This is a genomic window from Arthrobacter sp. ISL-5 (genome assembly GCF_018613835.1).
Lineage (GTDB): Bacteria > Actinomycetota > Actinomycetes > Actinomycetales > Micrococcaceae > Arthrobacter.
Genome location: NZ_JAGGPM010000023.1, coordinates 182,945 through 205,745, shown reverse-complemented (window position 1 = coordinate 205,745; position 22,801 = coordinate 182,945). Strand labels below are relative to the sequence as shown.

19 protein-coding genes are annotated in these 22,801 nt (G+C 68.0%); 7 read left to right on the top strand and 12 right to left on the bottom strand.

Annotation, left to right across the window (positions count from 1 at the left end):
• Positions 1-93: 93 nt before the first annotated feature.
• From J7I89_RS12550 to J7I89_RS12525, 6 genes are all read right to left on the bottom strand, one after another.
• On the bottom strand, positions 94-1,257 hold the full coding sequence (locus J7I89_RS12550) for a cysteine desulfurase family protein (RefSeq protein ID WP_214970628.1): 1,164 nt from the start codon (positions 1,255-1,257) through the stop codon (positions 94-96).
• A 7-nt stretch (positions 1,258-1,264) separates the two neighbouring features.
• Positions 1,265-2,137, bottom strand: a complete 873-nt coding sequence (nadC, locus tag J7I89_RS12545; protein WP_214970626.1) for a carboxylating nicotinate-nucleotide diphosphorylase — start codon at positions 2,135-2,137, stop codon at positions 1,265-1,267.
• Positions 2,130-3,995, bottom strand: coding sequence for an L-aspartate oxidase (gene nadB / locus J7I89_RS12540; protein WP_214970624.1), 1,866 nt, complete (start codon positions 3,993-3,995; stop codon positions 2,130-2,132). The genes nadC and nadB overlap by 8 nt, the downstream gene beginning before the upstream one ends.
• Before the next feature lie 19 nt (positions 3,996-4,014).
• On the bottom strand, positions 4,015-5,325 hold the full coding sequence (gene nadA / locus J7I89_RS12535; protein WP_214970621.1) for a quinolinate synthase NadA: 1,311 nt from the start codon (positions 5,323-5,325) through the stop codon (positions 4,015-4,017).
• On the bottom strand, positions 5,322-6,032 hold the full coding sequence (locus J7I89_RS12530; protein ID WP_214970618.1) for an NUDIX domain-containing protein: 711 nt from the start codon (positions 6,030-6,032) through the stop codon (positions 5,322-5,324). The genes nadA and J7I89_RS12530 overlap by 4 nt, the downstream gene beginning before the upstream one ends.
• Positions 6,033-6,182: 150 nt before the next feature.
• Complete coding sequence (locus J7I89_RS12525) at positions 6,183-6,662, bottom strand: Lrp/AsnC family transcriptional regulator (protein WP_214970614.1); 480 nt, start codon at positions 6,660-6,662, stop codon at positions 6,183-6,185.
• Between the two features lie 177 nt (positions 6,663-6,839).
• Between J7I89_RS12525 and J7I89_RS12520 the strand changes: the two genes are divergently transcribed.
• From J7I89_RS12520 to J7I89_RS12495, 6 genes are all read left to right on the top strand, one after another.
• Entirely contained in the window at positions 6,840-8,237 is a 1,398-nt protein-coding gene (locus tag J7I89_RS12520; RefSeq protein WP_214970611.1) for an amino acid permease, read from the top strand.
• Between the two features lie 252 nt (positions 8,238-8,489).
• A complete protein-coding gene (locus J7I89_RS12515) occupies positions 8,490-9,527 on the top strand; it encodes a thiamine pyrophosphate-dependent enzyme (RefSeq protein ID WP_214970608.1) in 1,038 nt (345 codons plus the stop codon).
• A gap of 97 nt (positions 9,528-9,624) precedes the next feature.
• The gene (locus tag J7I89_RS12510; RefSeq protein ID WP_214970674.1) at positions 9,625-10,605 is read left to right on the top strand and encodes an alpha-ketoacid dehydrogenase subunit beta; all 981 of its coding nucleotides are present in this window, start codon (positions 9,625-9,627) and stop codon (positions 10,603-10,605) included.
• Complete coding sequence (locus J7I89_RS12505; protein ID WP_018775751.1) at positions 10,598-10,927, top strand: biotin/lipoyl-containing protein; 330 nt, start codon at positions 10,598-10,600, stop codon at positions 10,925-10,927. The genes J7I89_RS12510 and J7I89_RS12505 overlap by 8 nt, the downstream gene beginning before the upstream one ends.
• Positions 10,928-10,931: 4 nt before the next feature.
• Positions 10,932-11,759, top strand: coding sequence for an alpha/beta fold hydrolase (locus tag J7I89_RS12500; protein WP_214970605.1), 828 nt, complete (start codon positions 10,932-10,934; stop codon positions 11,757-11,759).
• A gap of 86 nt (positions 11,760-11,845) precedes the next feature.
• The gene (locus J7I89_RS12495; protein WP_214970602.1) at positions 11,846-12,499 is read left to right on the top strand and encodes a phosphoribosyltransferase; all 654 of its coding nucleotides are present in this window, start codon (positions 11,846-11,848) and stop codon (positions 12,497-12,499) included.
• A gap of 68 nt (positions 12,500-12,567) precedes the next feature.
• Here the strand turns inward: J7I89_RS12495 and J7I89_RS12490 are convergent, their stop codons facing one another.
• The 3 genes from J7I89_RS12490 to J7I89_RS12480 form a co-directional block, all read right to left on the bottom strand.
• Positions 12,568-13,899: an MFS transporter gene (locus tag J7I89_RS12490; protein WP_214970598.1), complete on the bottom strand. Its 1,332-nt coding sequence runs from the start codon at positions 13,897-13,899 to the stop codon at positions 12,568-12,570.
• A 134-nt stretch (positions 13,900-14,033) separates the two neighbouring features.
• Entirely contained in the window at positions 14,034-15,488 is a 1,455-nt protein-coding gene (gene hpaB, locus J7I89_RS12485) for a 4-hydroxyphenylacetate 3-monooxygenase, oxygenase component (protein ID WP_214970595.1), read from the bottom strand.
• A 55-nt stretch (positions 15,489-15,543) separates the two neighbouring features.
• A complete protein-coding gene (locus tag J7I89_RS12480; RefSeq protein ID WP_214970592.1) occupies positions 15,544-16,074 on the bottom strand; it encodes a flavin reductase family protein in 531 nt (176 codons plus the stop codon).
• A 191-nt stretch (positions 16,075-16,265) separates the two neighbouring features.
• Between J7I89_RS12480 and J7I89_RS12475 the strand changes: the two genes are divergently transcribed.
• Positions 16,266-17,000, top strand: a complete 735-nt coding sequence (locus J7I89_RS12475) for an IclR family transcriptional regulator (RefSeq protein ID WP_214970590.1) — start codon at positions 16,266-16,268, stop codon at positions 16,998-17,000.
• Between the two features lie 67 nt (positions 17,001-17,067).
• Here the strand turns inward: J7I89_RS12475 and J7I89_RS12470 are convergent, their stop codons facing one another.
• From J7I89_RS12470 to J7I89_RS12460, 3 genes are read right to left on the bottom strand one after another with little or no spacing between them, the layout of a single operon-like run.
• Positions 17,068-18,435 (bottom strand): MFS transporter, encoded by a 1,368-nt coding sequence (locus J7I89_RS12470; RefSeq protein ID WP_214970587.1) that lies wholly within the window; start codon positions 18,433-18,435, stop codon positions 17,068-17,070.
• Between the two features lie 14 nt (positions 18,436-18,449).
• The gene (locus tag J7I89_RS12465) at positions 18,450-21,566 is read right to left on the bottom strand and encodes an AAA family ATPase (protein ID WP_214970585.1); all 3,117 of its coding nucleotides are present in this window, start codon (positions 21,564-21,566) and stop codon (positions 18,450-18,452) included.
• Positions 21,563-22,744 (bottom strand): exonuclease SbcCD subunit D, encoded by a 1,182-nt coding sequence (locus J7I89_RS12460; RefSeq protein WP_214970583.1) that lies wholly within the window; start codon positions 22,742-22,744, stop codon positions 21,563-21,565. The genes J7I89_RS12465 and J7I89_RS12460 overlap by 4 nt, the downstream gene beginning before the upstream one ends.
• Positions 22,745-22,801: the final 57 nt, after the last annotated feature.

Sequence of the window (22,801 nt, the reverse complement as noted above, 5' to 3'; positions counted from 1 at the left end):
CACCTCATTTTCGGACTAGCAGCTCGCGCCGTTCTCAGCGCCCAGAACCGCGCGAGCTGCTACCCAGTTGGGCAGGCCACTCGGGCAGGCCGGCTACGCGGGGAGGTGGCCCAGGTTCCGCACACTTCCGACGGCGGACGTCACCGCGGCGGCTGCGGTCTCCAGGTCCGCTGGGGTCACCGAGGAATCAAAACTGAACCGGACGGCCGTCTGGGCCACCTCGGCCTCGATCCCAAGGGCCAGGAGCACCGGAGACGGCGCGTCGGATCCGGCCGCGCAGGCCGAACCGCTGGAGCAGACCACGCCCTGGCGTTCCAGCTCCAGGAGCACGGACTCCCCGCTGGTGCCCGGGAAGCAGAAGGATGCCACGGACGGCAGCCGCTCGGCCGGATGGCCCGTCAGCACGGCGCCGGGAACACTGCCAAGCACGGCGCTCATGAACTTGTCCCGCAGCACCGTGACCCGCTCCGAGAGCGCCGCCTGATCGGCGTGGGCCAGGGCGAGCGCGGCGGCAAGGCCCACGGCCCCCGCCACATTTTCGGTGCCGGAACGCCGTCCGCGCTCCTGCCCTCCGCCGTGCACCAGGGGTTCCGCCTTCGTCCTGCCGCGGACGAAGAGGACGCCCGAGCCCTTGGGGGCGCCGAGCTTGTGCCCGGAAATGCTCAGGGCGTCCACGCCCAGGATCTTCACATCAGCCGGGAGCCAGCCGGCGGCCTGCACGGCGTCGGTATGGAAGGGAATGCCGCGCTCCCTGGCCAGGGCTGCGAGCGCCGCGACCGGCTGGACCGTCCCCACCTCGTTGTTGGCGTACATGATGCTGACCAGCGCGGTTTCGGGCCGGAGCACAGCGGCGAGGGCCTCGGCGGTCACCGTTCCGTAGCTGTCCACGGGCGCCACGTCCACTGTGAACCCGTGAAAACGTTCGAGATAGCGCGCGGATTCCTCCACCGCCGGGTGTTCGACGGCGCTGATCACCACGCGGTTCAGCGCAGGGTCCGCGGCCTGCCGCGCCAGCGCAATTCCCTTGACCGCCAGGTTGTCAGCCTCCGTGCCGCCCGAAGTGAACGTCACTTCCGCCGGCCGGCAGCCCAGCACCTTCGCCACCGATTTGCGGGCCTCCGCAAGCGCCCGGGCGGCGGCATCGCCCAGCGAGTGATGGCTCGACGGGTTGCCGAACTCGCCGGTGAGGAAGGGCCACATGGCCTCCAGCACTTCGCGGCGGACCGGGGTCGTGGCTGCTGCGTCCAGGAAGATCATGGCCGGCTCACCTGACCGTCAGCTCGACGTCCAGGCCGAGGTCCAGGGCCGTGACGCTGTGGGTGAGTGCTCCGATGGAGATGACGTCCACCCCGGCGGCGGCAATGTCCGCAACGGTTCCCAGGTTGACGTTGCCGCTGGCCTCCACCACGGCCCGCCCGCCGACCTGCCGCACGCCGGCCCGCAGTTCGTCGAGCGTGAAGTTGTCCAGCATGATGGTGTCCACCCCGGCGGCAAGGACGGGTTCGATCTGGTCGGCGCTGTCCACCTCCACTTCGAAGTGCGTGGTGTGCCCGAGCTGGGCCTTCGCCTCCGCCAGCAGCGCGGTCAGCTTGCCCGGATCGCCCCCGGTCATCACGGCGAGGTGGTTGTCCTTCGCCAGCACGGCGTCGGACAGGCTGTACCGGTGGTTGGCCCCGCCGCCGCACCGCACGGCATAGCGCTCAAGGACCCGCAGGCCGGGCGTGGTCTTCCGCGTGTCCGTGATGCGGGCCTTCGTGCCGTCCACCAGCGCCACGAACTCCGCGGTCCGCGTGGCAATCGCGCTCATCCGCTGCGCCAGGTTGAGCCCCACACGTTCGGCGAGGAGCACGCTGCGCGCCCGTCCGCTGACCTGCGCGAGCCGGGTCCCGGCGTCGAACGCCTGGCCGTCGGCGACAAGCAGCTCCACCTCGGTGTCCGGGTCGATCAGCTGCATGGCGTCCCTGAACACGGTGCCGCCGCTGAAGACCCCCGGAACACGGGCGTTCAGCACCGCGGTGGCCCGGGCCTCCGCCGGAATGAGCAGCTGCGAGGTGATGTCACCGCTGGGGGCATCCTCCGCGAAGGCCCGCTCCAGGATCTCCCGGACGGGTGCTGCGGGGAGGGTCAGGCTAGTCATGGACGAGGCTCGCTTTCCGGGTCATTCGGTATCGTTTGTCAATGTCGTCGGCCGCGGCCGCCTCCGGCCCGCCGTCGTCTCGGTAGTGCGCCCCGAGCGACATCCGCCGCTCCTGGGCGGCGTGGACCAGCAGCTGGGCGGCCAGCAATAGGTTGGCGTCCTCGTGCTCCCGCGGATCCTCAGCTTCCGGCACGTCGTCGGGACGCACGACGGCGGCCCACGCCGCAAGTGCGGCACCCGCCTCGCGCAACTGCCCACCGGTGCGAAGCACGCCGGCATTCGCCGTCATCAGCCGCCGCAGCGCCCCCCGCGAAAACACCCCGGCCGGAGCAAAGGAAGCCTCAACAGGCCCACGAGCGGGCGCAGCTTCGAACTCCCAAGCGGGAAAATCGCCGTCAGCCGACGCCCCAACAGATCCGCTGTCGGGCGTTTCGGACGCGTCAACTGACGGGGTCCCGGAAGCGTGCGTCAAGGGGAGGCCGCCAGCGGCCGTGGGCCCACACGATCCGGGTTCCCTGGCCGAGCTTGCGAGGTTTGGGAGATCGTGGGGAGCATGCGGAGGGGCGCCGTCAGGCGACGCCCCAGCAACGCTGTCGGCAAGGAAAGCCTCAACGGCCCGCCGTCCGAAGACCAGTCCTTCAAGCAGGGAGTTGCTTGCCAGGCGATTGGCGCCCTGCACCCCGGTGCATGCCACCTCACCGGCTGCGAAGAGCCCGGGCACCGTGGTGCGGCCGTGCAGGTCGGTGGACACGCCGCCCATCCAGTAGTGCGCGGCCGGCGCCACGGGCACCAGTTCCCGCGTCCAGTCGATGCCGGCTTCCCGGGTGCGCCGTGTGATCGTCGGGAAGCGCTTCCCCAGGAATCCGGGACCTTTGGCGGCCTCGATGACGCGGGCGTCAAGGTAGACGTGGCCGGTGGGATCGCCGAGCGCGGCGAGGTGCAGGGCAACGCTGCGCGAGACGACGTCCCGCGGGGCGAGCTCGGCGTCCGCGTGGTAGTCCAGCATGAACCGGCGGCCCTCCGCGTCCACGAGGACTGCGCCCTCACCGCGGACCGCCTCGGAGATCAGCAGCGGGTCCTGGTTTGCCTCTGCCTCGGCCGCTTCGGCCGTGCGGACCATGCAGGTGGGGTGGAACTGGAAGAACTCAAGGTCCGCAACCGCCGCTCCGGCGCGCCAGGCCAGGGCCAGTCCGTCCGCGGTGGCGACGGACGGGTTCGTGGTCTGGGCAAACAGCTGTCCCGCTCCGCCGGTGGCCAGCAGGACAGCGTCGGCCTGCGTGGTCTTCAGCTGGCCGTCGTGGAGGAATTCAACGCCCGTCACGCGCCGGCCGGACTGGGGCAGCGCGGTGGCACGCGCGTGGCCCAGGAGCCGGATCCGCCCTGACGCCTGGGCTGCCAGCACGGCACAGATGAGTGCGTTCGCTATCCCCGCGCCGGTGGCGTCGCCGCCGGCATGCAGGATGCGCGGCGCCGAGTGGGCCGCTTCGAGCCCCAAGGCGGGATCGCCGTCGTCGTCCAGGTCAAAACGCACGCCGAAGCGCCCAAGGCCGGCGATGTCGCGCCGCGCTTCGGTGCACAGCACCCGGACGGCGTCCGGGTTGCAGTGGCCCGCCCCGGCCTGGAGCGTGTCGGCGATGTGCGCGGCCACGGTGTCCCCCGGGGCCGGCTCGTCCAGGACCGCTGAAATGCCGCCCTGGGCGTAGTAGGTGTTGCTGTCCGCCAGCGCGCCCTTGGTCAGCAGCACCACGTCAGCGCCGGCGTCCGCGGCGAGCAGTGCCCCGTAGAGGCCCGCTATGCCGCTGCCGACGACGATCAGCCGCGGCCGCCCGGGGATCGCGTTTCCGCTGGTGGTGTTCATGCGGGGCTCACTTCGGGTTTCATTGGGGCTTGGCGGCCAGCATGCGCTCCAGCGCGGTCCTGGCGTCCTGCTGCACGGCGTCGTCCACGGTGATGCGGTTGACCACGCGGCCCGCCACGAGTTCCTCGAGGACCCAGGCCAGGTAGCCCGGGTGGATCCGGTACATGGTGGAGCACGGGCAGATCACCGGGTCCAGGCAGAAGATGGTGTGCTGCGGATACTGGGCCGCGAGCCGGTTCACCATGTTGATCTCGGTGCCGATCGCGAACACCGTGGGCTCCTCGGCGGCGGCGATGGCCTTCTGGATGAAGTCCGTGGATCCGGCGGAGTCCGCTGCGTCCACCACTTCCATGGGGCATTCGGGGTGGACGATCACCTGGACGCCCGGGAAGTCGGCGCGGGCCTTCTCGATCTGCGCCACCGAGAAGCGCTTGTGCACCGAGCAGAAGCCGTGCCAGAGGATCACCCGGGAGTCCAGCAGGGCCTGTTCGTCGTTCCCGCCGAGTTCCTTGCGCGGGTTCCACATGGGCATCTGCTCCAGCGGGACGCCCAGCGCCTTCGCCGTGTTGCGGCCCAGGTGCTGGTCCGGGAAGAACAGGACGCGCTGGCCGCGCTCGAAGGCCCACTCGAGGACCGTCTTGGCGTTGGACGAGGTGCAGACGATGCCGCCGTGCCTGCCGCAGAAGGCCTTCAGCGCCGCTGAAGAGTTCATGTAGGTGACGGGGATGACCGGAACCCGGCCCTCGGCGTCGGGCTCGGTGCCGAAGATTTCCTCCAGCTGCTCCCAGCAGTCCTCCACCGAGTCCGCGTCCGCCATGTCGGCCATCGAGCAGCCGGCGGCCAGGTTGGGCAGGATGACGGCCTGCTCCGGCGTCGACAGGGTGTCGGCGGTTTCCGCCATGAAGTGCACGCCGCAGAACACGATGGCCTCAGCGTCCGGCCTGGTCAGGGCGGCGTTGGCCAGCTGGAAGGAATCGCCGACGAAATCGGCGTACTGCACCACCTCGTCGCGCTGGTAGAAATGGCCCAGGATCACGGCGCGGTCGCCGAGCGTGGCCTTGGCGGCGCGGATCCGGGCGTCCAGCTCGGCGTCGCCGGCCAGCTTGTACTCCTCGGGGAGCTGGCCCTGGCGCGGCGTGGACGGCGGCGCGACGTCGGCGCTGGAGGCTCCGGGACCGTACGCCGGGATGCCGGCCAGCGCCTCCGCAAGGTCATAGTCCCAGGGGCCCTTGGCAAGCGCCGGGCTGCAGGTGCTGCCGGCGGCTGCTGCGCGGCCCTTCTCGGCCTGTTCACGCGTGATCAGCTGGATTGCCGTATTGACGCTGCTCATGGGGTACTCCTGTTATCTGGGTCAAGGCCGGGGCGGCCGGTAAATCGGTAGAGGCGTGGCGGGCGGTGCTTGCCGCCCTGGAGGTATTCACCGGTTTCTTCGATTTCCGGTGTGGCTTTGATCTGGCGGCGGAAGTTGGCCGGGTCCAGCCGGGTGTCAAGGACGGCTTCGTAGACTTCCCGGACCTGGGCGAGGGTGAAGTACTCCCCCAGCAGGTGGTACGCGATGGAGCCGTACGCGAGCTTGTTCCGGAGCCGCCAGAGCGCATAATCGACGATCGCGTTGTGGTCGAAGGCCAGCTCCCCCACCCTGTCTGCCCGGAACCACCTGACGTTCTCCGATTCGTCGGCGAGCGCGGCCTCGGTGGGCTGCACCAGCGCCCAGTAGACGATCGACACCACCCGCTGCGTGGGCGACCGGTGCAGGCCGCCAAAGGCATAGAGCTGTTCGAGGTAGCTGGGTGCCAGGCCCGTGGTTTCGCGCAGGTTCCGGGAGGCGGCGTCCTGCAGCGACTCCGAGTGCGTCAGCGGGCCGCCGGGTAGAGCCCAGAGCCCCTTGAACGGCTCCCGGATGCGGCGGACCAGCGGCAGCCAGAGCGTGGGACGGCCGGAGGCCTCGCTGGGGCGAAGCGCGAAGATCACCGTGGAAATAGCCAACGACGGCGGAGCGGCCTGCCGCTCGGCAACGTTGGCTGAGGTGGTGTACACGGTTCTTCACCCGCTTCACTGCGTTCGGGGGTCCTGCTGACCGTCCGGCTAGTTATAGTCAAAATGACTAAAACTGATTCTACGGCCCGCCGGCCGCGGAACAAAATATTTCGCCGGGTACCGGACCGGGTACCGGACCGGGTACCGGCCCTACGCGCGGTTCCCGGCCGCCACCGCCTCAAGCAGAGGAAGTGTCCTGCCCTCGAAATGGGTATTGAGGACAATCACCGAGGAGGACCGCAGCACGGTCCTGGTGGCGATCATCGCATCGAGGACGCGCTGGAGGTCGGGATTGGAGCGGGCCGCAATGCGCGCCATCAGATCGGAACTGCCGGAAACGGTATGGATCTCGATCAGTTCCGGAATCTCCGCGAGCGCCGCCACCACGGCATCGTGCCCCAGGTCCTGGTTGATGGTCAGCGAGCAGAAGGCAACCACGGGAAATCCGAAATGCGACGGCTCGGGGTGGGGCACCCAGGATCCGATCACGCCGCCTTCCGCCATCCGGTCCAGCCGCGACTGGACGGTGGCCCGCGCGATCCTGAGCACCCGGGAGGCCTCCAGGACGGAAGCACGCGGCGCATCGGTGAAGAAACGGACAATTTTGGCGTCTAGCGCATCCACGTTCATCAGCTTTTCCCGTCCTTGGCTATTCACCAACACAAACTGCTGCCACTTAGGCCAATGCCTTGACCAAACTGAATCCATAATCTCACGCTCCAGGGCTGTGGCGTTCCCGGCGAGGCGGTACATTCGAATGGTCCCAAAAGGACCCCCGTTTTCACCGACCCCAAGAAGGTACGCAGCATGACGATGAAGTCCACGGCGGAGCGACCGGCAGTAGAACTCAGCCACAACATGAAACCCCGCCAACTGACCATGATGGGACTGGGCAGCGCAATCGGCGCCGGGCTCTTCCTGGGATCCGGGGCCGGCATCCAGGCCGCCGGCCCGGCGGTCCTGATCTCCTACCTGGTTGCAGGCACACTGATCATCGTGGTGATGTGGGCGCTCGGCGAGATGGCGGCGGCGAACCCCACCAGCGGCGCCTTCTCCGTCTACGCCGAGAGGGCCATGGGTAAGACGGCCGGGGCCACGGTGGGCTGGCTGTGGTGGCTCCAGCTCGTGGTGGTCATCGCCGCCGAGGCCCTCGGCGCCGCAGGGCTTCTGTTCTCGGTGTGGCCGGTCATCCCGGTCTGGGCGCTCGCGCTGGTGTTCATGGTGGTATTTACGGCCATCAACCTGGCCGGCGTGAAGAACTTCGGCGAGTTCGAATTCTGGTTCGCCATCCTCAAGGTCGCCGCGATCGTGATCTTCCTGGTCATCGGCGCCGCACTGCTGTTCGGGCTCCTGCCTGACGTGGCCTCGCCCGGCATCAGCAACATCGCCACGGACTTCGCTCCGGCGGGCCTGGGCGGCATAGCGACGGCCCTGTTCGTGGTGATCTTCGCGTTCGGCGGGACGGAAATCGTCAGCGTCGCTGCCGCCGAAACGGAGGACCCGGAGCACAGTGTGGCCAAGGCCATCCGGACCGTGGTGTGGCGGATCCTGGTGTTCTACATCGGATCCGTGTTCGTCATTGCGGCGGTGCTCCCCGCCACCTCGGAGACACTGGCGTCGCCGTTTGCGGGCGTCCTGGACGCCGCCCGCATTCCCGGCGCCAGCACAGCGATCACCCTGGTGGCCGTCGTCGCACTCCTGTCCGCACGGAACGCCAACCTTTACGGTTCTTCCCGCATGGTCTACTCACTCTCCGAACGCGGCGAGGCGCCGGCCTTCCTGTCGCGGCTCAGCGGCGCAAAGGTGCCGATGGTCGCCGTCGGCGTGTCAGTTGCCTTCGGCTTCATCGCCACCGTCCTTGAGCTGCTGTTCCCTGAGCGGATCCTGCCCGCGCTGTTCCAGCTCGTCGGGTCAACCTGCCTCGTGGTGTGGGGTACCGCCCTCGTCTCCCAGCTGATCCTGCGCCGGCGCGCGGACCGCGACGGAACTCCCCTGCCCCTGCGCATGAAGGGCTTCCCCGCACTGACGGTGTTCGGCCTGGTGCTCCTTGGCCTGATCCTCGCCGTGGGACTGAGCGCCGAGAGCAGCCGGATCCAGCTGATCAGCACCGTCCTGCTGATCGCCGGCATCGCCGCAGCATGCTGGGTGGGGGCCAGGTACACCGCCTCCCGCGAGGCCGTCCGCGCCGGTTCCGCAAGGGACTAGCACGCCGGCCCAACTAGGTAGCAGCACACGCCGTTCTCAGCTCTCATAACGGCATCTTCTGCGACCCAGTTGGGCGGGGAGGCGCCGGGTCCGCAACGGACTAGTGCCTGGCCGGACACCCGGCCGAGCACCCCGGGAGGGGCTGCACAATTTGTGCAGCCCCTCCCGTGTTTGACTGTGCAGTATTGACAGTCTGATCAGTGTTCGCGGAGCTGATTGCCCGGCGGGGGCGCGGTGACTAGGGTCACAGCTATGGACACCCTGCCCCTTCCGGACGACGGCAACGCCGCTCCCCCGCCCACCCCTGACCAGCTGCGTGAGCTGTACTCGCTGATGGCCGCGGTCCGCCACCTCGACGTCTCGGCCGTGGCGTGGCAGCGGCAGGGCATCATCCCCGGCTACGCCCCCGAGCTCGGCCAGGAGGCCGCCCAGGTGGGCAGCGGCTACGCGGTCGATACCGCCCGCGACTTTGTTTTCCCCACCTACCGAGAGATGGGCGTGGCCCGGGCCATGGGCGTGGACATGGTGGCATACATGTCCACCCACAAGGCCACGTGGCACGGCGGACTCTACGATCCGGTCAAGTCACGCCTCGCGCCGATCCAGGCCGTGGTGGCCGGTTCGGTGCTGCATGCGGTGGGGTGGGCCCACGGCCAGACGCTCGAACAGAACGACGGCGTTGCGCTCGCCTACCTGGGCGACGGCGCCTCCTCGCAGGGCGACGTCCATGAGGCGATGAACTTCGCGGCCGTCATGAAGGCACCGGTGGTTTTCTTCGTCCAGAACAACGGCTGGGCCATCTCCGTCCCCACCGAGCGCCAGGTTGCGGGCGGCTCCGTCGCCGCCCGTGCCGCCGGCTACGGCATTCCCGGCGTCCAGGTTGACGGGAACGACGTCGTCGCCGTGCTTGAGGCCACCCGGCGGGCCATCGCCCACTGCCGCTCCGGCAACGGGCCCGTGGTGGTGGAGGCCATGACCTACCGCCGCGGCCCGCACTCCACGTCCGATGATCCCGGACGCTACCGCTCCCTGGACGAGGAGCGGTCCGGCGCGGGCGAGGACCCGCTGCGCCGCCTTCGCCGGCGGCTGCTGGACGACGGCATCGCCGACGACGCGTTCTTCGCCGCGGCGCAGGCCGCCGCGGCAGCCGAGGAAACATCCATCCGCGAAGGCATCGAAGCGCTCGGTCCGCGGCCGGGCAGCGAGATGTTTGGCCTCGTCTTCCAGGAAACCACCCCCGCGCTGCAGAACCAGGCCGCCAGCTGGCGAGAGGAGTCCGAACATGTCTAGGAGCGCAGGAACCATGACGGGATTTCGACAGGCTCAATCACCGGACGCGCAATCACCCGGCACGGAGGCACACGGCAACCACACCGCCACTCTGTCCATGCAGCAGGCGCTCAACCGCGCACTGGACGAGGTGCTGGCGGAAAACCCCAAGGCGGTGATCTTGGGCGAGGACTGCGGCAGGCTGGGCGGCGTCTTCCGCATCACCGACGGGCTGCAGTCCAAGCACGGCGAAAACCGTGTCTTCGATACGCCGCTGGCCGAATCCGGCATCCTGGGCATGTCCGTGGGTCTCGCGATGGCCGGCTTCCACCCCATTCCGGAGGTGCAGTTCGACGGCTTCGCCTACCCCGCCATCAACCAGATCGTGTGCCAGATCGCCCGGATGAACTACCGCAGCCGCGGCAAGCTGCCGATGCCCATCACGCTGCGCGTGCCCAGCTTCGGGGGCATCCGCGCACCCGAACACCACGGGGAGAGCCTGGAGGCCCTGTTCGCGCACGTGCCGGGGCTGAAGGTGGTCTCGCCGTCGAACCCGCACGAGGCCTACCACCTCCTCAAGTACGCCGCCACGCGCCCGGACCCGGTGATCTTCATGGAGCCGAAGTCCCGGTACTGGCAGAAGGGCGACGTCGACTTCAGTACCGCAGATGCCCCCGGCACCGGATCGCCCACCGGCGCCAAGGTCATGCGGGAAGGCCGCCACCTGACGCTGGTTGCCTGGGGTGCCATGGTGTCCCGCTGCTTGCAGGTGGCCGAACTCGCCGCCGAGGACGGCATCGACGTCGAGGTCCTGGACCTGCGCTGGCTCAAGCCGATCGACGCCGACGCGCTGGTGACGTCCGTGCGCAAGACGCGGCGCGCCGTCGTCGTCCATGAGGCGCCGCTGACCTCGGGGCTGGGGGCCGAAGTGGCCCAGCTGATCACGCACGGCTGTTTCGACACGCTCAAGGCGCCGGTGGAGCGGGTGACCGGCTTCGACGTCCCGTACCCGTCCGGGGACCTCGAGGACGAATACATTCCCAACATTGACCGGATTCTTTTCGGCATCCAGCGAGTATTGGAGTACCGACGTGGCTGAAATATCTTTCCCGCTCCCGGATCTGGGCGAAGGCTTGATCGAGGCAACCGTCCTGGAATGGCTGGTTTCCCCCGGCGAACAGGTGGAGCGCAACCAGCCGCTCGTGGAGGTGGAAACCACCAAATCCGCGGTTGAATTGCCCAGTCCGCAGGCAGGTAAAGTGGTGCGTATCTACGGCGGGCCCGGCGACAAGATCAATGTCGGTGAGCCCCTGATTGTGTTTGAGGTGCCGGACAACACCGCCGGCATCGTGGGCACCGTCCCGAAGGAAGAGGCACCGAAGCGCCGGGTCCGCCTGAGCGCCGTACTTGATGAGGACTGACATGATGAGCGGCAGGCACACCGGCGAACAGCACTCCCACACCGTAGAGGGCACCGATCCCCAGCTGTACGTCGAGGTGCACGATCCCGATGCCGACGCCGGCCTCCGCCCCATCCTGCTGATCCACGGCTTTTCCTCCTCCAGCAAGCTGAACTGGGAGGACACCGGCTGGCTCTCCGCACTGCTCGCGGCGGGGAGGCGGGTCATCACCGTGGACCTGCCGGGCCACGGCCGCAGCGGCGCCCCGGAGGACATGGACTCCTACTCGCCCAGCCGGATGCGGGCGGACCTCCTCCAGATAGCGTTTGACGCCGGCGTGCGGCCGGTGCGCGCGGGTGACCCTTCCAGCGGCCTGGACGTGATCGGGTACTCGCTCGGATCCCGGCTCGCCTGGGAGTTCGGCGCCACGCAGCCGGAAATTGTGCACCGGATCGTCCTCGGCGGACCCAACATGGCTGATCCGCTTGCCGAGTTCGACCTCGTGGCAGCCCAGCGGTACCTTGCCGACGGCACGCCCATCGCCGACGAATCCACGGCCGGGCTCCTCAAGATGGCGCAGGCGCTGCCGAGCAACAACATCTTCGCGCTGCTGTCCCTGGTCGAGGCCATCAAGGGCGAACCTTACGACCCCGCCGAAGCAGTGCCGCACATGCCCATGCTGCTGGTGGCAGGCGAAAACGATGAACGCGCGGCCTCGATGCCCCGGCTTGCGGAACTGGCCGCGACCTCCGGATCCATGGCCGAACAGCTGGTGCTTCCCGGCCGGAACCACACGAATGCCATCACCAGCCGGGCCTTCAAACAGGCGGCCGTCGCGTTCCTCGGCAGCTAGCAGCCGTCCGGCAGACTTGGCCCGCGCGGCGTGGCCGGCGGGCGGTAGGCTGGATTTGACGGGCGGAGACTCCGGAAGAGGAACGCATGGGCATGGTTTTTGAAGACCGGGATGAAGCCGGGCTGCGGCTCGCGGCGGCACTGCCGCAGTTCCGCGATCGGCCGGACACCGTGCTGCTGGGACTGGCACGCGGGGGCATTCCGGTGGCGGCCGCGGCGGCGAACGTCCTGCATCTTCCGCTCGGTGCGGTCCTTGTCAGGAAACTCGGCATCCCCGGCCACGACGAGACGGCCTATGGCGCCCTGGCCTACTCCGGAGGCAGGATTGTCCGGCTGCTCAACAGGCCGCTCGTGGCGCGCATCCTGGAAAACGGCGTCCGGCAGGCGTGGCTGGACGATGTGGAAATCCGTGAACGGGAAGAACTCTTGCGCCGCGTCGAAAAGTACCCCGGCATCAACCATGAAGTCCGCGGGAAAACGGCGTTGCTGGTCGACGACGGCCTGGCCACCGGCGCCACCATGCGGGCCGCCGTCGAGGCCGTTCGTTCATCGGGGGCCGCGAGCGTCGTCGCCGCCGCCCCGGTCGGATCGATTGAGGCCGAGCAGTCGCTCTCCCGGGTTTGCGACGTCCTGTGCCTGCACCTGCCCGGCAAGTTCCGGGCCGTGGGCAGCTTCTACCGGCATTTCGACCAGCTGACCGACGACGAAGCCATCGGCCTGCTGCGGGGCGCCCAGCCCTGAGCGCGGGTGCGGGCCCGGACCATCGGCCCGGACCCGCACCCGCGAACTGACTGCTTACCGCAGATCCGTCAGTGCCGGCTGACGCCGAGCAGCCGGCCCTTGGTCTCCTTCGCCAGCAGTACGCCGACGGCGGAGATCACGCAGAGGATCATGATGTAGATGCCAATGGATCCGGTCCACTTGGTGCTCTGCAGCAGCGATTCAGCAATCGTGGCGGCGAATGCCCCGCCGAGGATCGCGCCGAACGCATAGCCGATGGAGATGCCGGAATACCGCACGTTCGCGGGGAACATCTCGGCATACATGGCGGACATGGGGCCGTAGGAAAGGCCCAGGCCGATCGTCAGGACAAACAGCGCCACGCCATAAAGCCAGATGTTTCTGGTGTCGATGAGCGCGAACATCGGGATCATCCAGACGAAGATGATGGCGTAGCCCGTCAGAAAGGTCTTGACGCGGCCGATGCGGTCCGAAAGCCAGCCGCCGGCCAGTGTGAAGATCAGCCAGCCAAAGGATGCAAGGGTCGTGGCGAGCAATACCTGGGGCACGGGCATCTGCAGGGCCCTGGTGGCATAAGAGATGAAGAAGGCGATCAGCAGGTAACCCGCGGCGTTGTTGGCGATAAAGATCAGCGTTGAGTAGAGGACCGGCTTCTTGTGGTGGCGGATGAGCTCCCCCAGAGGCGCCTTGCTCTCAGCCTTGCGGGCGGCCATCTCGCGGAAGACGGGGCTTTCCGCCACGGCCCGCCGGATCAGGTATCCGACGACGATCAGCACGATGGAGAGCAGGAACGGCACACGCCAGCCCCAGGAGGCAAAGTCTTCCTTGGACATGCTGGAGTTGAGGAAGAACAGCAGGCCTGTCGCGAGGATCATGCCGATGGGCACGCCGATCTGGGGATATGCGCCGAAGATTCCGCGCTTGCTCATCGGCGCGTGCTCCACGGCCATCAGGGCAGCTCCGCCCCACTCGCCACCGGCTGAGAAGCCTTGAATGATCCGGAGGGTGATCAGCAGGATCGGTGCCCAGACGCCGATGTCCTTGTAGGTCGGCAGGATGCCGATCAGGGACGTTGCGGCCCCCATCATGACGAGTGTGAACACAAGCATTGCCTTGCGTCCCAGCCTGTCACCGAGGTGGCCGGCAATGACGGCACCGAGCGGCCGGAAGAGGAAGCTGATGCCGATGAGGGCGAAGGAGAGAATCTGCGCAAGGCCGGGGTTGGACTGCTGCAGCGGGGTCAGGAAGAGCGGGGAAAGCAGCGTTCCCGTCAGCTGGGCAAAGATGAAGAAGTCGTACCACTCAATGGTGGTGCCGACCAGCGTTCCCGCGAGGACCTTGCGTTCCTCGTGCTTACTGCTGGGGCCGGTCTCGGAATCAACGGAAGAAGCTGCGGTCATTGGAACTCCGTGGCTGGGGCAGAGATACTGCCGGGGTTGGGTGCCGAGCGATTTACTGATCGAACGGTCAGTTGGTATGAAGGATACTATGAAATTGTGATGGATCGCACTTAAATCTTTTGGTGCCTGTACATTTAGTCGGCCCGGTTCAGGAATTCCCGGAGCCTGGCCCTGACCGGTTCGCGGTCGTAGGTGTTGACGAGGGCGCTGGCCATCCGCACCGGGTCCCCGAAGAAGAAGTACTCGTAGAGGGACTGGCGGCCGGAGAAGCCTGAGATCGAGGCGTCGAAGGCGAGTTTGAAGAGACGCACCCGCTCGGGTCCCGTGAGGGTCTTCCCCTGCAGATACAGGTCGATGTCCGCCCGCGCCTCGCTGTTCACGTCGGCTTCGCCGGGCAGCGCCATGAGCCCTGAGGCGGAGAATTTCCGGATGATCTGCGGAAAACGCTGGGCCATCTTGGGATACCAGTTCCGCGCGGCATTCAGGGTGGTCCACTTCGGCAGCATGACACCGGCCTCATTGAGCTCCGCGTCGGCCTCGGACGCGCGCACCAGGGCCTTGCCGATCTCGACGTCGATAATCAGTTCGGCGATGTCCTCCTGGATGTGCTGGAACCCGTCGATGCCGATCGAATCGGCGAGCTCCGAGGCCAGGCCAAGGAAGAATTCGCTCTTCGCTATGGTCCGGGTGACCACCTGGTGGGTCATGAGGGCACCCGCACCGGTCTCGGCGTAGAAGGAGTTGCAGAGCTGGGGGTTCCCGAGCATGAAGATGCGTTCGCTCGGGACGAAGACGTCATCGAAAATGGCCACCGCATCCATTTCCTCGTAGCGGGAGGCCAGCGGCTCGTCGTGGGTGCTGCCCCCGTTATAGAGCGAGGTGCGGCACAGGTACCGCAGTCCCGGCGCGTCGTTGGGAATGGCAAAGGCGAAGGAATAGGGCGCATCCTCAGGGGTGCCGCGCAGCACCGTGGACGGGAAGACGAGCAGTTCGTCAGCAATGGGCGCGATGGTGGCCAGCATGCGGGCGCCGCGGATGACAATGCCGTCCTCGCGCTCCTCCACGATGTGGGCGGTAAGCTGGCCGCCGAGCTGCTCGGAGCCGGACACTGACCGGTTGACCTGCGGCGGAATCAGCGTGTGCGTAGCCAGGGTGTCGTTTTCGCGGGCCCACTCATAGTAGTTGCGGATGTTCTCGGCAAACTTGGGATCAGCCTGAGCGAACCACTTCTCCGCCGTGCCCAGGGCCGTGAGGGCCGAGTTCATATAGTCCCCCGTGCGGCCCAGGAATCCGTTGGTGGCTTCCGCCCAGGTGGAGATTGCGCGGCGCCGGTGCTGCAGGTCCTCGACAGTCCGCGGCACCAGGAAGGATGCGTTCACCAGGTCCCCCGTGGTGGGCGACGCGTAGGTCAGCGCCTCCTGGTGCTGCTTGTCATGCTGCATGTCGAACAGCTTCGCGTAGGACCGCGCCACATTGCGGAAGGCGGGGTGCTCCGCGACTTTTTCGCTGACCACCTCGCCGTCAATCACGATGTGGGGCGTCATGGCGTTGAGTTTGTCCAGGAACTGCTGGCCGGTTCGGATGCCCATTGCTATCTCCAGTCGTCGTTGAACCGCAGGTGGATTGGTGATTGTTGAAATGCGCCTAGAGGAGGTCCTCCATGCCCAGCTGGCTCTCCGGGATGGTGGTGAAGGCGCTGTTCGCGAACGCCAGGGCGTCGCCGTTGCGGTAGTTGAAGTCCACTACCTCGCCGAGATAAAGCGTGTGGTCGCCGCCGTCGTACGCGGCCCATGGCTTGCACTCAAAGTAGGCGAGGACATTGGTCAGGCGCGGCGCCGTCCCGCCCTCCACCCACAAAGGCTCGGGTCCGGGGCGTCCGGCGAAATGCATGGCCAGGTGCCGCTGTTCGGCGCCCAGGATGTTCACGGTGAAGGGGCGGCCCGCGAGCTCATCGTGCGCCTTGGCGGTGCGTGCGATGCTCACCAGGACCAGCGGCGGCTCCATCGAAACCGACGTGAACGAGTTCACGGTGATGCCGTGGCGCTTGGTGGCGCCGTCAAAGGTGACGATCGCGACGCCGGTCGCGAACCTGCCCAGGCTGCCGCGGAAGTGATGGGCCCGCGGAACGGAGGTCCGGCGGGGGACGTCCGGGGCCGCTTCCGGCTTCGCAATCATCTTCGATTCCTTCGGTCGCTGAGGCTGACCGTTGCGGAGCGGCCGACTCTGGCGTGCTCTTCCGAGCTGTTCTATAGTTGAGCTGTTCTATAGTTGAACGCGAAATTCCTATATGGAACGCTAGCCCAAGGTGACGCCCAACACAAGACCCTCTGGCAAAACGTCCCGCTCCCCCGCCTAGGATGGACAGCATGAATCCAATCGCCAGTGCCGGCGCACAGGCTGCGCCCGCCCAGGCTTCCCCGTCACAGACTCTCTCCAGGGGCATCCGGGCCTTGGAAATCCTGGCCGAGGCCGACCGCCCGTTGACCATCGCCGAGCTCGCCGATGCCATGGGCGTCCACCGCTCGGTCGCCTACAGGATTCTCCGCACGCTGGAGGACCACTCGCTCCTGGTGCGCGACGACGCGGGCAGGGTGCAGCCCGGTCCGGGCCTCGCCGTGCTGGCCCGCGGAGTTTCGCGCAACCTGCAGACGGCCGCCCTCCCTGAACTGACCCAGCTGGCCAACACGCTGAACATGACTGCCTTCGTCGCCGTCTGGGACCACCAGGACTGCGTCACGCTGGTCACTGTGGAGCCCCGCCATTCCGCCGCCACGGTTGTCCAGCATCCCGGTTCACGGCATCCCATCAGCACGGGCGCCCCCGGCATCGCCATCCAGTCGGCCGTGTCGGAACACGATTGGAACCAGCTGGCGCCCGGCGTGCCCTACCGAACCGAGGCTGCCGAAGCGCGCCAGCGCGGCTACGCGGCAAGCCACGACGAAGTCATCGCGGGGGTTTCCTCGCTGGCCGCCCCGATCAGGGTGCCGGGCGGACGGCCCGCGGCGGTCGCCGTCGTCTATATCCGTTCAACTCAGGACCCGGCCGAACTCGCCGCGGCACTGACCGCCAGCGCGGCGCGGATCGAAAGCCAGCTCGCCTGACCCGTTCCCGCCCAAGTGAGTAGCAGCTCACGCCGTTCTCAGCGCTGAGAACGGCGCGTGCTGCTACCTAGTTGGGCTGGCTCCGGCGGACGACGACGGCGGCAGCCGCGCCGAGCACGAACAGCGCCGCCGCGGCGGCTACCGGAACGAGGAACGCCGCCGAGTAGCCGCTGGCCTCCGCCAGCTGGCCGGCGACCGATGACCCGAGGGCCGTGCCCGCGACGATGCCGCTGGCCAGCGCCGTCATCACGGTTCCGAGCCGGCCCGCTGGCGCCACGATGCCGCCAATGGCAAACACCGTGACCATGACAGGTCCCACCGGCAGTCCCAGAACCAGGAGCACCAGGACCATGGCCCAGCCGTCGCCCGGCAGCAGGAGGAGTGTTGACAGACCGGCCATGGCCGCCGCCCCGGCCAGCCAACGCGCCGCCGGGGTGAAGCGGGCCGGCCAGTAGGCCACGGATATGGCGGCCGCAGCCGAGCTGAGCCCCATGACCGCATACAGGAGCCCGGCGACCTCGGACGTTGCAAACGCGGCAGAAAACGAACTGAGGGCGGCCTGGATGGAGCCGAAAAAGCTGCCCATGCAGACCATTGCCAGCACGGGCAGCGCCACGGCGGCGAAGGGGGCGAGTCCCGCCCGCGGCGTACCGGACCGGACAGCACTGCGCTGAACAGCTGTGGGATCGGTTCTGGGTTGAACAGCCGTGGGTTGAACAACTCTGCGGGGAACCGAAAGATGCGTCCGGTGCACGGCGAAGGCAGGCACCAGCGTGATGGTCAGTGCGGCGGCAAGGGCCAGCGGGAGCCACGGCGCGATCAGACTGGCCAGGATGCCCACGAGAGCCGGGCCGAGGACAAAGGTGAGCTCGTCGGCCGTGCTCTCATACGACAGTGCCGTGTCCAGGTCCTTGCCAGCGCCCTTGCGGTTTCCGGCCGACGTCAGCGCCATCCAGCGGACCCGCGCCAGCGGACCGACCTGGGGGCAGCTGACACCGGCAATGAATGCCGCCGCGAGGAGGGGTGCCGCGCTGCCTTCTGCCCCGGGCACCACATAGGCCGTGGCGATCAGCGCGAGGACGGCCAGGGCATTCAGGATGGCCGAAACCACGAGGACCGGGCGCTGGCCGAAACGGTCCGCCAGGGCGCCCAGCACGGGCGCTCCGATGGCCGATCCGATGCCCACTGCGCCGGCCGAGGTTCCGCCCGCGGCATACGAGCTGCTGACGGAGGTGACGAGCGTAAGCGTGCCGACCGTCAGCATGGCCAGCGGCAGCCGGGCGAACAGGCCAAGCGGAATAAAGCCCCTGCCAGCCAGTTCAGGCAATCGGGAGTAACGGCCTCCCGGGCGGGCCGGTGGCGAATCGGAGGGCAGTTTGTCTGCGTCGGCGGGAGAGTGCAGTGAAGGGCGCTGCGGCGCCGTGGAGGTAGTCATGTATCCGGGCTCGTTCAGTAGTGCGCATCGTCCCTCCTCCCGATGCGCGCAACCCGGTAACTATCCGATTCTACAAGACGGGCCGGGGCTCCGCCCGCTACGGCTGTGGCTGAGGCTGTGTCTGAGACATGCAGGGTGGAGCCGTTGCGTCCCTTCACGACCTGGAGCTGGGTGCCGATCCGCTGCTTCATCTCCGCCACGTGGCTGACAAGGCCGACCACCCTGCCGCCGTCGCGCAGGCCCTCCAAGGCGTCCATCACCTGCTCCAGCGCCTGTTCGTCGAGGCTTCCGAACCCCTCGTCGACGAACAGGGTCTCAATGTCCACGCCGCCGGCCTCCTGCTGCACAACGTCCGCGAGGCCCAAGGCGAGGGACAGCGAAGCCATGAAGGACTCCCCGCCGGACAGTGTGGATGTATCGCGCCGCTGGCCGGTCCATTCGTCCACGACTTCCAGGCCGAGCCCGGACTTTGCGTTCCTCGCGGCCCTGGCATCCGTGTGCTGCAGCGTGTACCGCCCGTCGCTCATGGCGACGAGCCTCTCGGACGCGGCAACGGCAACCTGTTCGAGCCGTGCGGCCAGCACATAGCTGTTGAGGCTCATGCGGTAGCTGTTGTCGCCGGAGCCGCGGGAAGAATCCGCCAGTGCGGTCAGCAGTTCGGCGCGTTCCTGCGGCCCCCGGCCGGCCTCTGCCAGTTCGTCGTATTCGCGCCGCAGCCGGCCAAGGGACCCGCAGCCCTGCACGGCAAGGCCGGCGGCCAGCGCCACGTCCTTCGCCGTCCTCTCCGCCTGGTCCGCCTTGGCCCGCAGCCGTTCCAGCTTCCCGGCCTCCGTTGCGTTGCCGGCTTCGCGTTCCCTGCCGGCCAGAATGAGTTCCTCGCTGGCGAACAGCTCATCCAACCGGGCCAGTTCGTCGTGTCCGGCACGGACCGCCGCATCCAGCCGCGCCGACTCCGACGGCGTCAGCAGCGCCGCCTGCGCGTCAGCGGCCGAATCGAAGCCCGCTTCCGGCAGCGCGCGGTCCAGTTGGCCCTGCGCGTCTGCCAGCCGGGCCGCCGCCTGGTCCAGTTGGGCACGGGCCGAAGACGCCCGTTCCAGGATGTCGATCACTTCCCCGATGCCGCCGCAGCGGAGGCTAAGGCTGCCGTAGCCGGCCCGCAGCGCGGCCAGTGCCGACTCCAGCATGGCCGCCTGCTGTTCGATTTCCGCCAGGGTGGACTCCGCCTGGGTCAGGCCCGACATCGCCTCGACGCGCGCCCGCTCAGTGGAGTCAAGTCGGTCCGCAAGCTGCGCCTGCCGCGCCCGGCTCTTCGCCAGCTCCACCTCTGCAGCCGCGGCCTCGGCTGCCGCTTCCCGAGCGGCCTGTGCGGCCTCGTGTGCTTCGGCGGGATCGGTCTCGCCGCCCTGCCCGGCCAGCACGGCGGCCAGTTGTCGCGCGGCGGAGAGTTCCGCGTCCACCGCGGCGAGTGCTTTCTCCGCCCGCTCATATTTGGCCTTTGCCTGCTCCTCTTTGTCGGCAAGTCCCAGGGCGGATTCAGCGGTTGGAACCGGCGCCGGATGTTCCGCGCTGCCGCAGACCGGGCACGGCTCGCCGTGCTCCAGGCGCGCCGCGAGTTCGGCTGCCGCGTTGGACAGGCGCTCCTCCCGGACGTCAAGCCACCGTGTGCGCAGTTCCTGGTGTTCTTCCCTGCCCCTGAGATGGCGCTCCGTCACGGCCGTACATTCGACGGCCGCTGCCCCATAGCGCCGGACAACGTCCACGAGTTCGTCGGCGGCCGCGGCTTCCTTGGTGCGGAGCACGGACTCGCCCGCCAACAACTCCAGCACCTGTTGGCCCGCCTGCAGGCCCGCCATCTCTGAGCGCAGGGAAAGAAGGGAAACTTCATGGGACTCGATGGCGTCCGACAGTCCCTGGCGCTCCCCTGCCAGACCCGCGGACCGGGACCGCAGGCCAGCCAGTCTGTCCTCATCAGCCAAGCGCTCGTTCACCACGGCAAGCAGCGACCGCAGCCGCCCCAGCTCGGCGCCGACGTCAACTGCGGAAGGCTCGGTGCCTGCCAGCTCGGCGTGCTCCTTGGCAGCCCGCTGCACGCCTGCTGCGGAACGCTCCATGGCCTCGGCCGCACGTGTTACCAGTGCATCGGCCGCGGCCACGGCCTGGAGCTGTCCGCCAAGTATCTCGGCCTTGCGGTGCAGTGACAGCCTGGCCGCTGTGGCGTCAAGGACGGAAGCAGCCGCCTCAGCGTCCGCTTTCCGGCGCAGTGCGGCGGCAAGCTTCAGCCGCCTCCCTTCGCGGGCCAGTTCCTGATCACGCCGCGCTGCGCATTCCCGGTGCAGGGCCTCACACGCCTCAGCCTCGGCGGCCAACTCCGTGGCCCGGGCAGACGCGGCAGATTCGAGCCAGCCGAGCCGATCACTGGCGCGGCCGGTATCCGGGGCGCCGCTCACGTCCAGGTCCAGTGCCGTGGCCTCGGCGTCGGCCCGTGCCACGATCAGCGCCAGCTTGCCGTTGTGGCCCGCAACTTCCCTGGCGGCTTCGGCGGCTTTGATGGCCAGTTCACGCTCCACCGCTTCAAAGCGCTCGGTCCCGAAGAGTTTCTGCAGGAGTTCCAGTCGGTCCGAGGCCTTCGACCGGAGAAAGGCCGCGAAGTCCCCCTGCGGGAGCAAGACCACCCTGGTGAACTGTTCCCTGTCCATGCCGAGGATCGCAGCTATCTCGGCCCCGGCTTCGTCATTCCTGCCGGACTTTTCGATCCATTCACCGCCCACCCGCTCGCGCAGGAGCGTTTTGGCCTGCTGCGTGGTGAACCCGTTGCGGCCGCGCGCACTGGGCTTCTCCCAGGCCGGCGAGCGGGAGACTTCAAACCGCCTGCCGCGGGCCGAAAACTCGCAGCTCACCCGGGGTTCGGTGGCGGACTCCGCGTGATCGCTGCGCAGCCTCTTCCCGTCCTGCCGCGCGCCGGGCACGGATCCGTACAGCGCGTAGCAAATGGCATCCAGCACGCTGGTCTTGCCGGCGCCGGTGGCTCCATTGAGCAGGAACAGCCCATGGCCGCTGAGCCGGTCGAAATCGATTTCCTCGGTGCCGGCGAACGGGCCGAAGGCACAGATCTCCAGGCGGTGGATTCTCATAGTGACACTCCCTGCAGGCGCACGGTTTCCAAGGCTTCAGTCAGGACGGTCCGCTCCGCCTCATCGGGTTCGCGGCCGCGGACATGTTCCAGAAAGCCGCAACAGACCGAGAGATCGTCCTTCGCCGCGGCGAGCCGGCTGCTGTAACTGGTCTTCGCAGATGCCGGCACGCCCTCGGGATCGAACCCGAGTACGAGCGTGTCCGGGAACCGCGCCCTGAGCTTTTCCATGGCCTGGGCCGGCCGCTGCGCATCCGTAAGGGTGATCTGGCAGTACGCATCTTCCGCCCACGCATGATCGGCCGACTCGAGAAGTTCCGTGAGGGTCCCGCGGAGGACCGCGAGCTTCCGCGGCGCCGCCCAAAGGACCTCCTGCACGGCGGTCACGCCGGTCTCATCGACGTCGATGAGCCAGGCGCCTTTATGGTGCTTCGCTTCGGAAAAGGAATAGGCCAGCGGCGAACCTGAATATCTCACGTCCGGGGCGAGTGCCTGCCGGCCGTGGAGGTGGCCCAGTGCGGTGTAACTGAAGCCGGCAAAAAGGTCCAGCGGAACGGCGCCGACTCCTCCGATGCTGAGGTCACGTTCGCTGTCCGAGCTGATTCCGCCGCTCGCGAAGGTGTGCGCCAGGACCACCGAATGGACGGTCCGCGACTGGCTGCGTGCGGCCAGGTCCGCACGGATGCGCTCCGTGGCCGCACGGGTGACCTCAAAGTGGCTGGCCGTCGCGACGCCGAGTTGATCGGCCACGAGGCGCGGTTCGAGCCAGGGAATGCCGTAAATTGCCACGGCCGGACCCTGCTCATTGTCGGGCCCGCTCCCCAGCGGCAGCATCAGCGGCACGTCCAGCTCCTGGAGCCGGGTCCGCAGATGGACGCCGCCCCGCTCCAGCAGCCTCGAGGCAAATCCGAGCCTGATGGCGGAGTCATGGTTGCCGCTGGTCAGCACCACGCGGGCGCCGGCGCCGGTCAGCCGGACAAGGGCGTCGTCCAGCAGCCCGACGACGTCGACGCCGGGCAGGGCGCGGTCATACACATCGCCCGCAATGAGGACCACATCGACGGACAGTTCCTGGACCCGGGCGACCAGCTGGTCGACAAAGGAGCGCTGGGCATCGAGCATGCCAACGCCGTGGAAGGACCGGCCCAGGTGCCAGTCGGAGGTGTGCAATAACCGCATATTCTTACGCTATCCGCAGGCACTGACAGTATTGCCGACCGCACCCGGCGCGTCCGG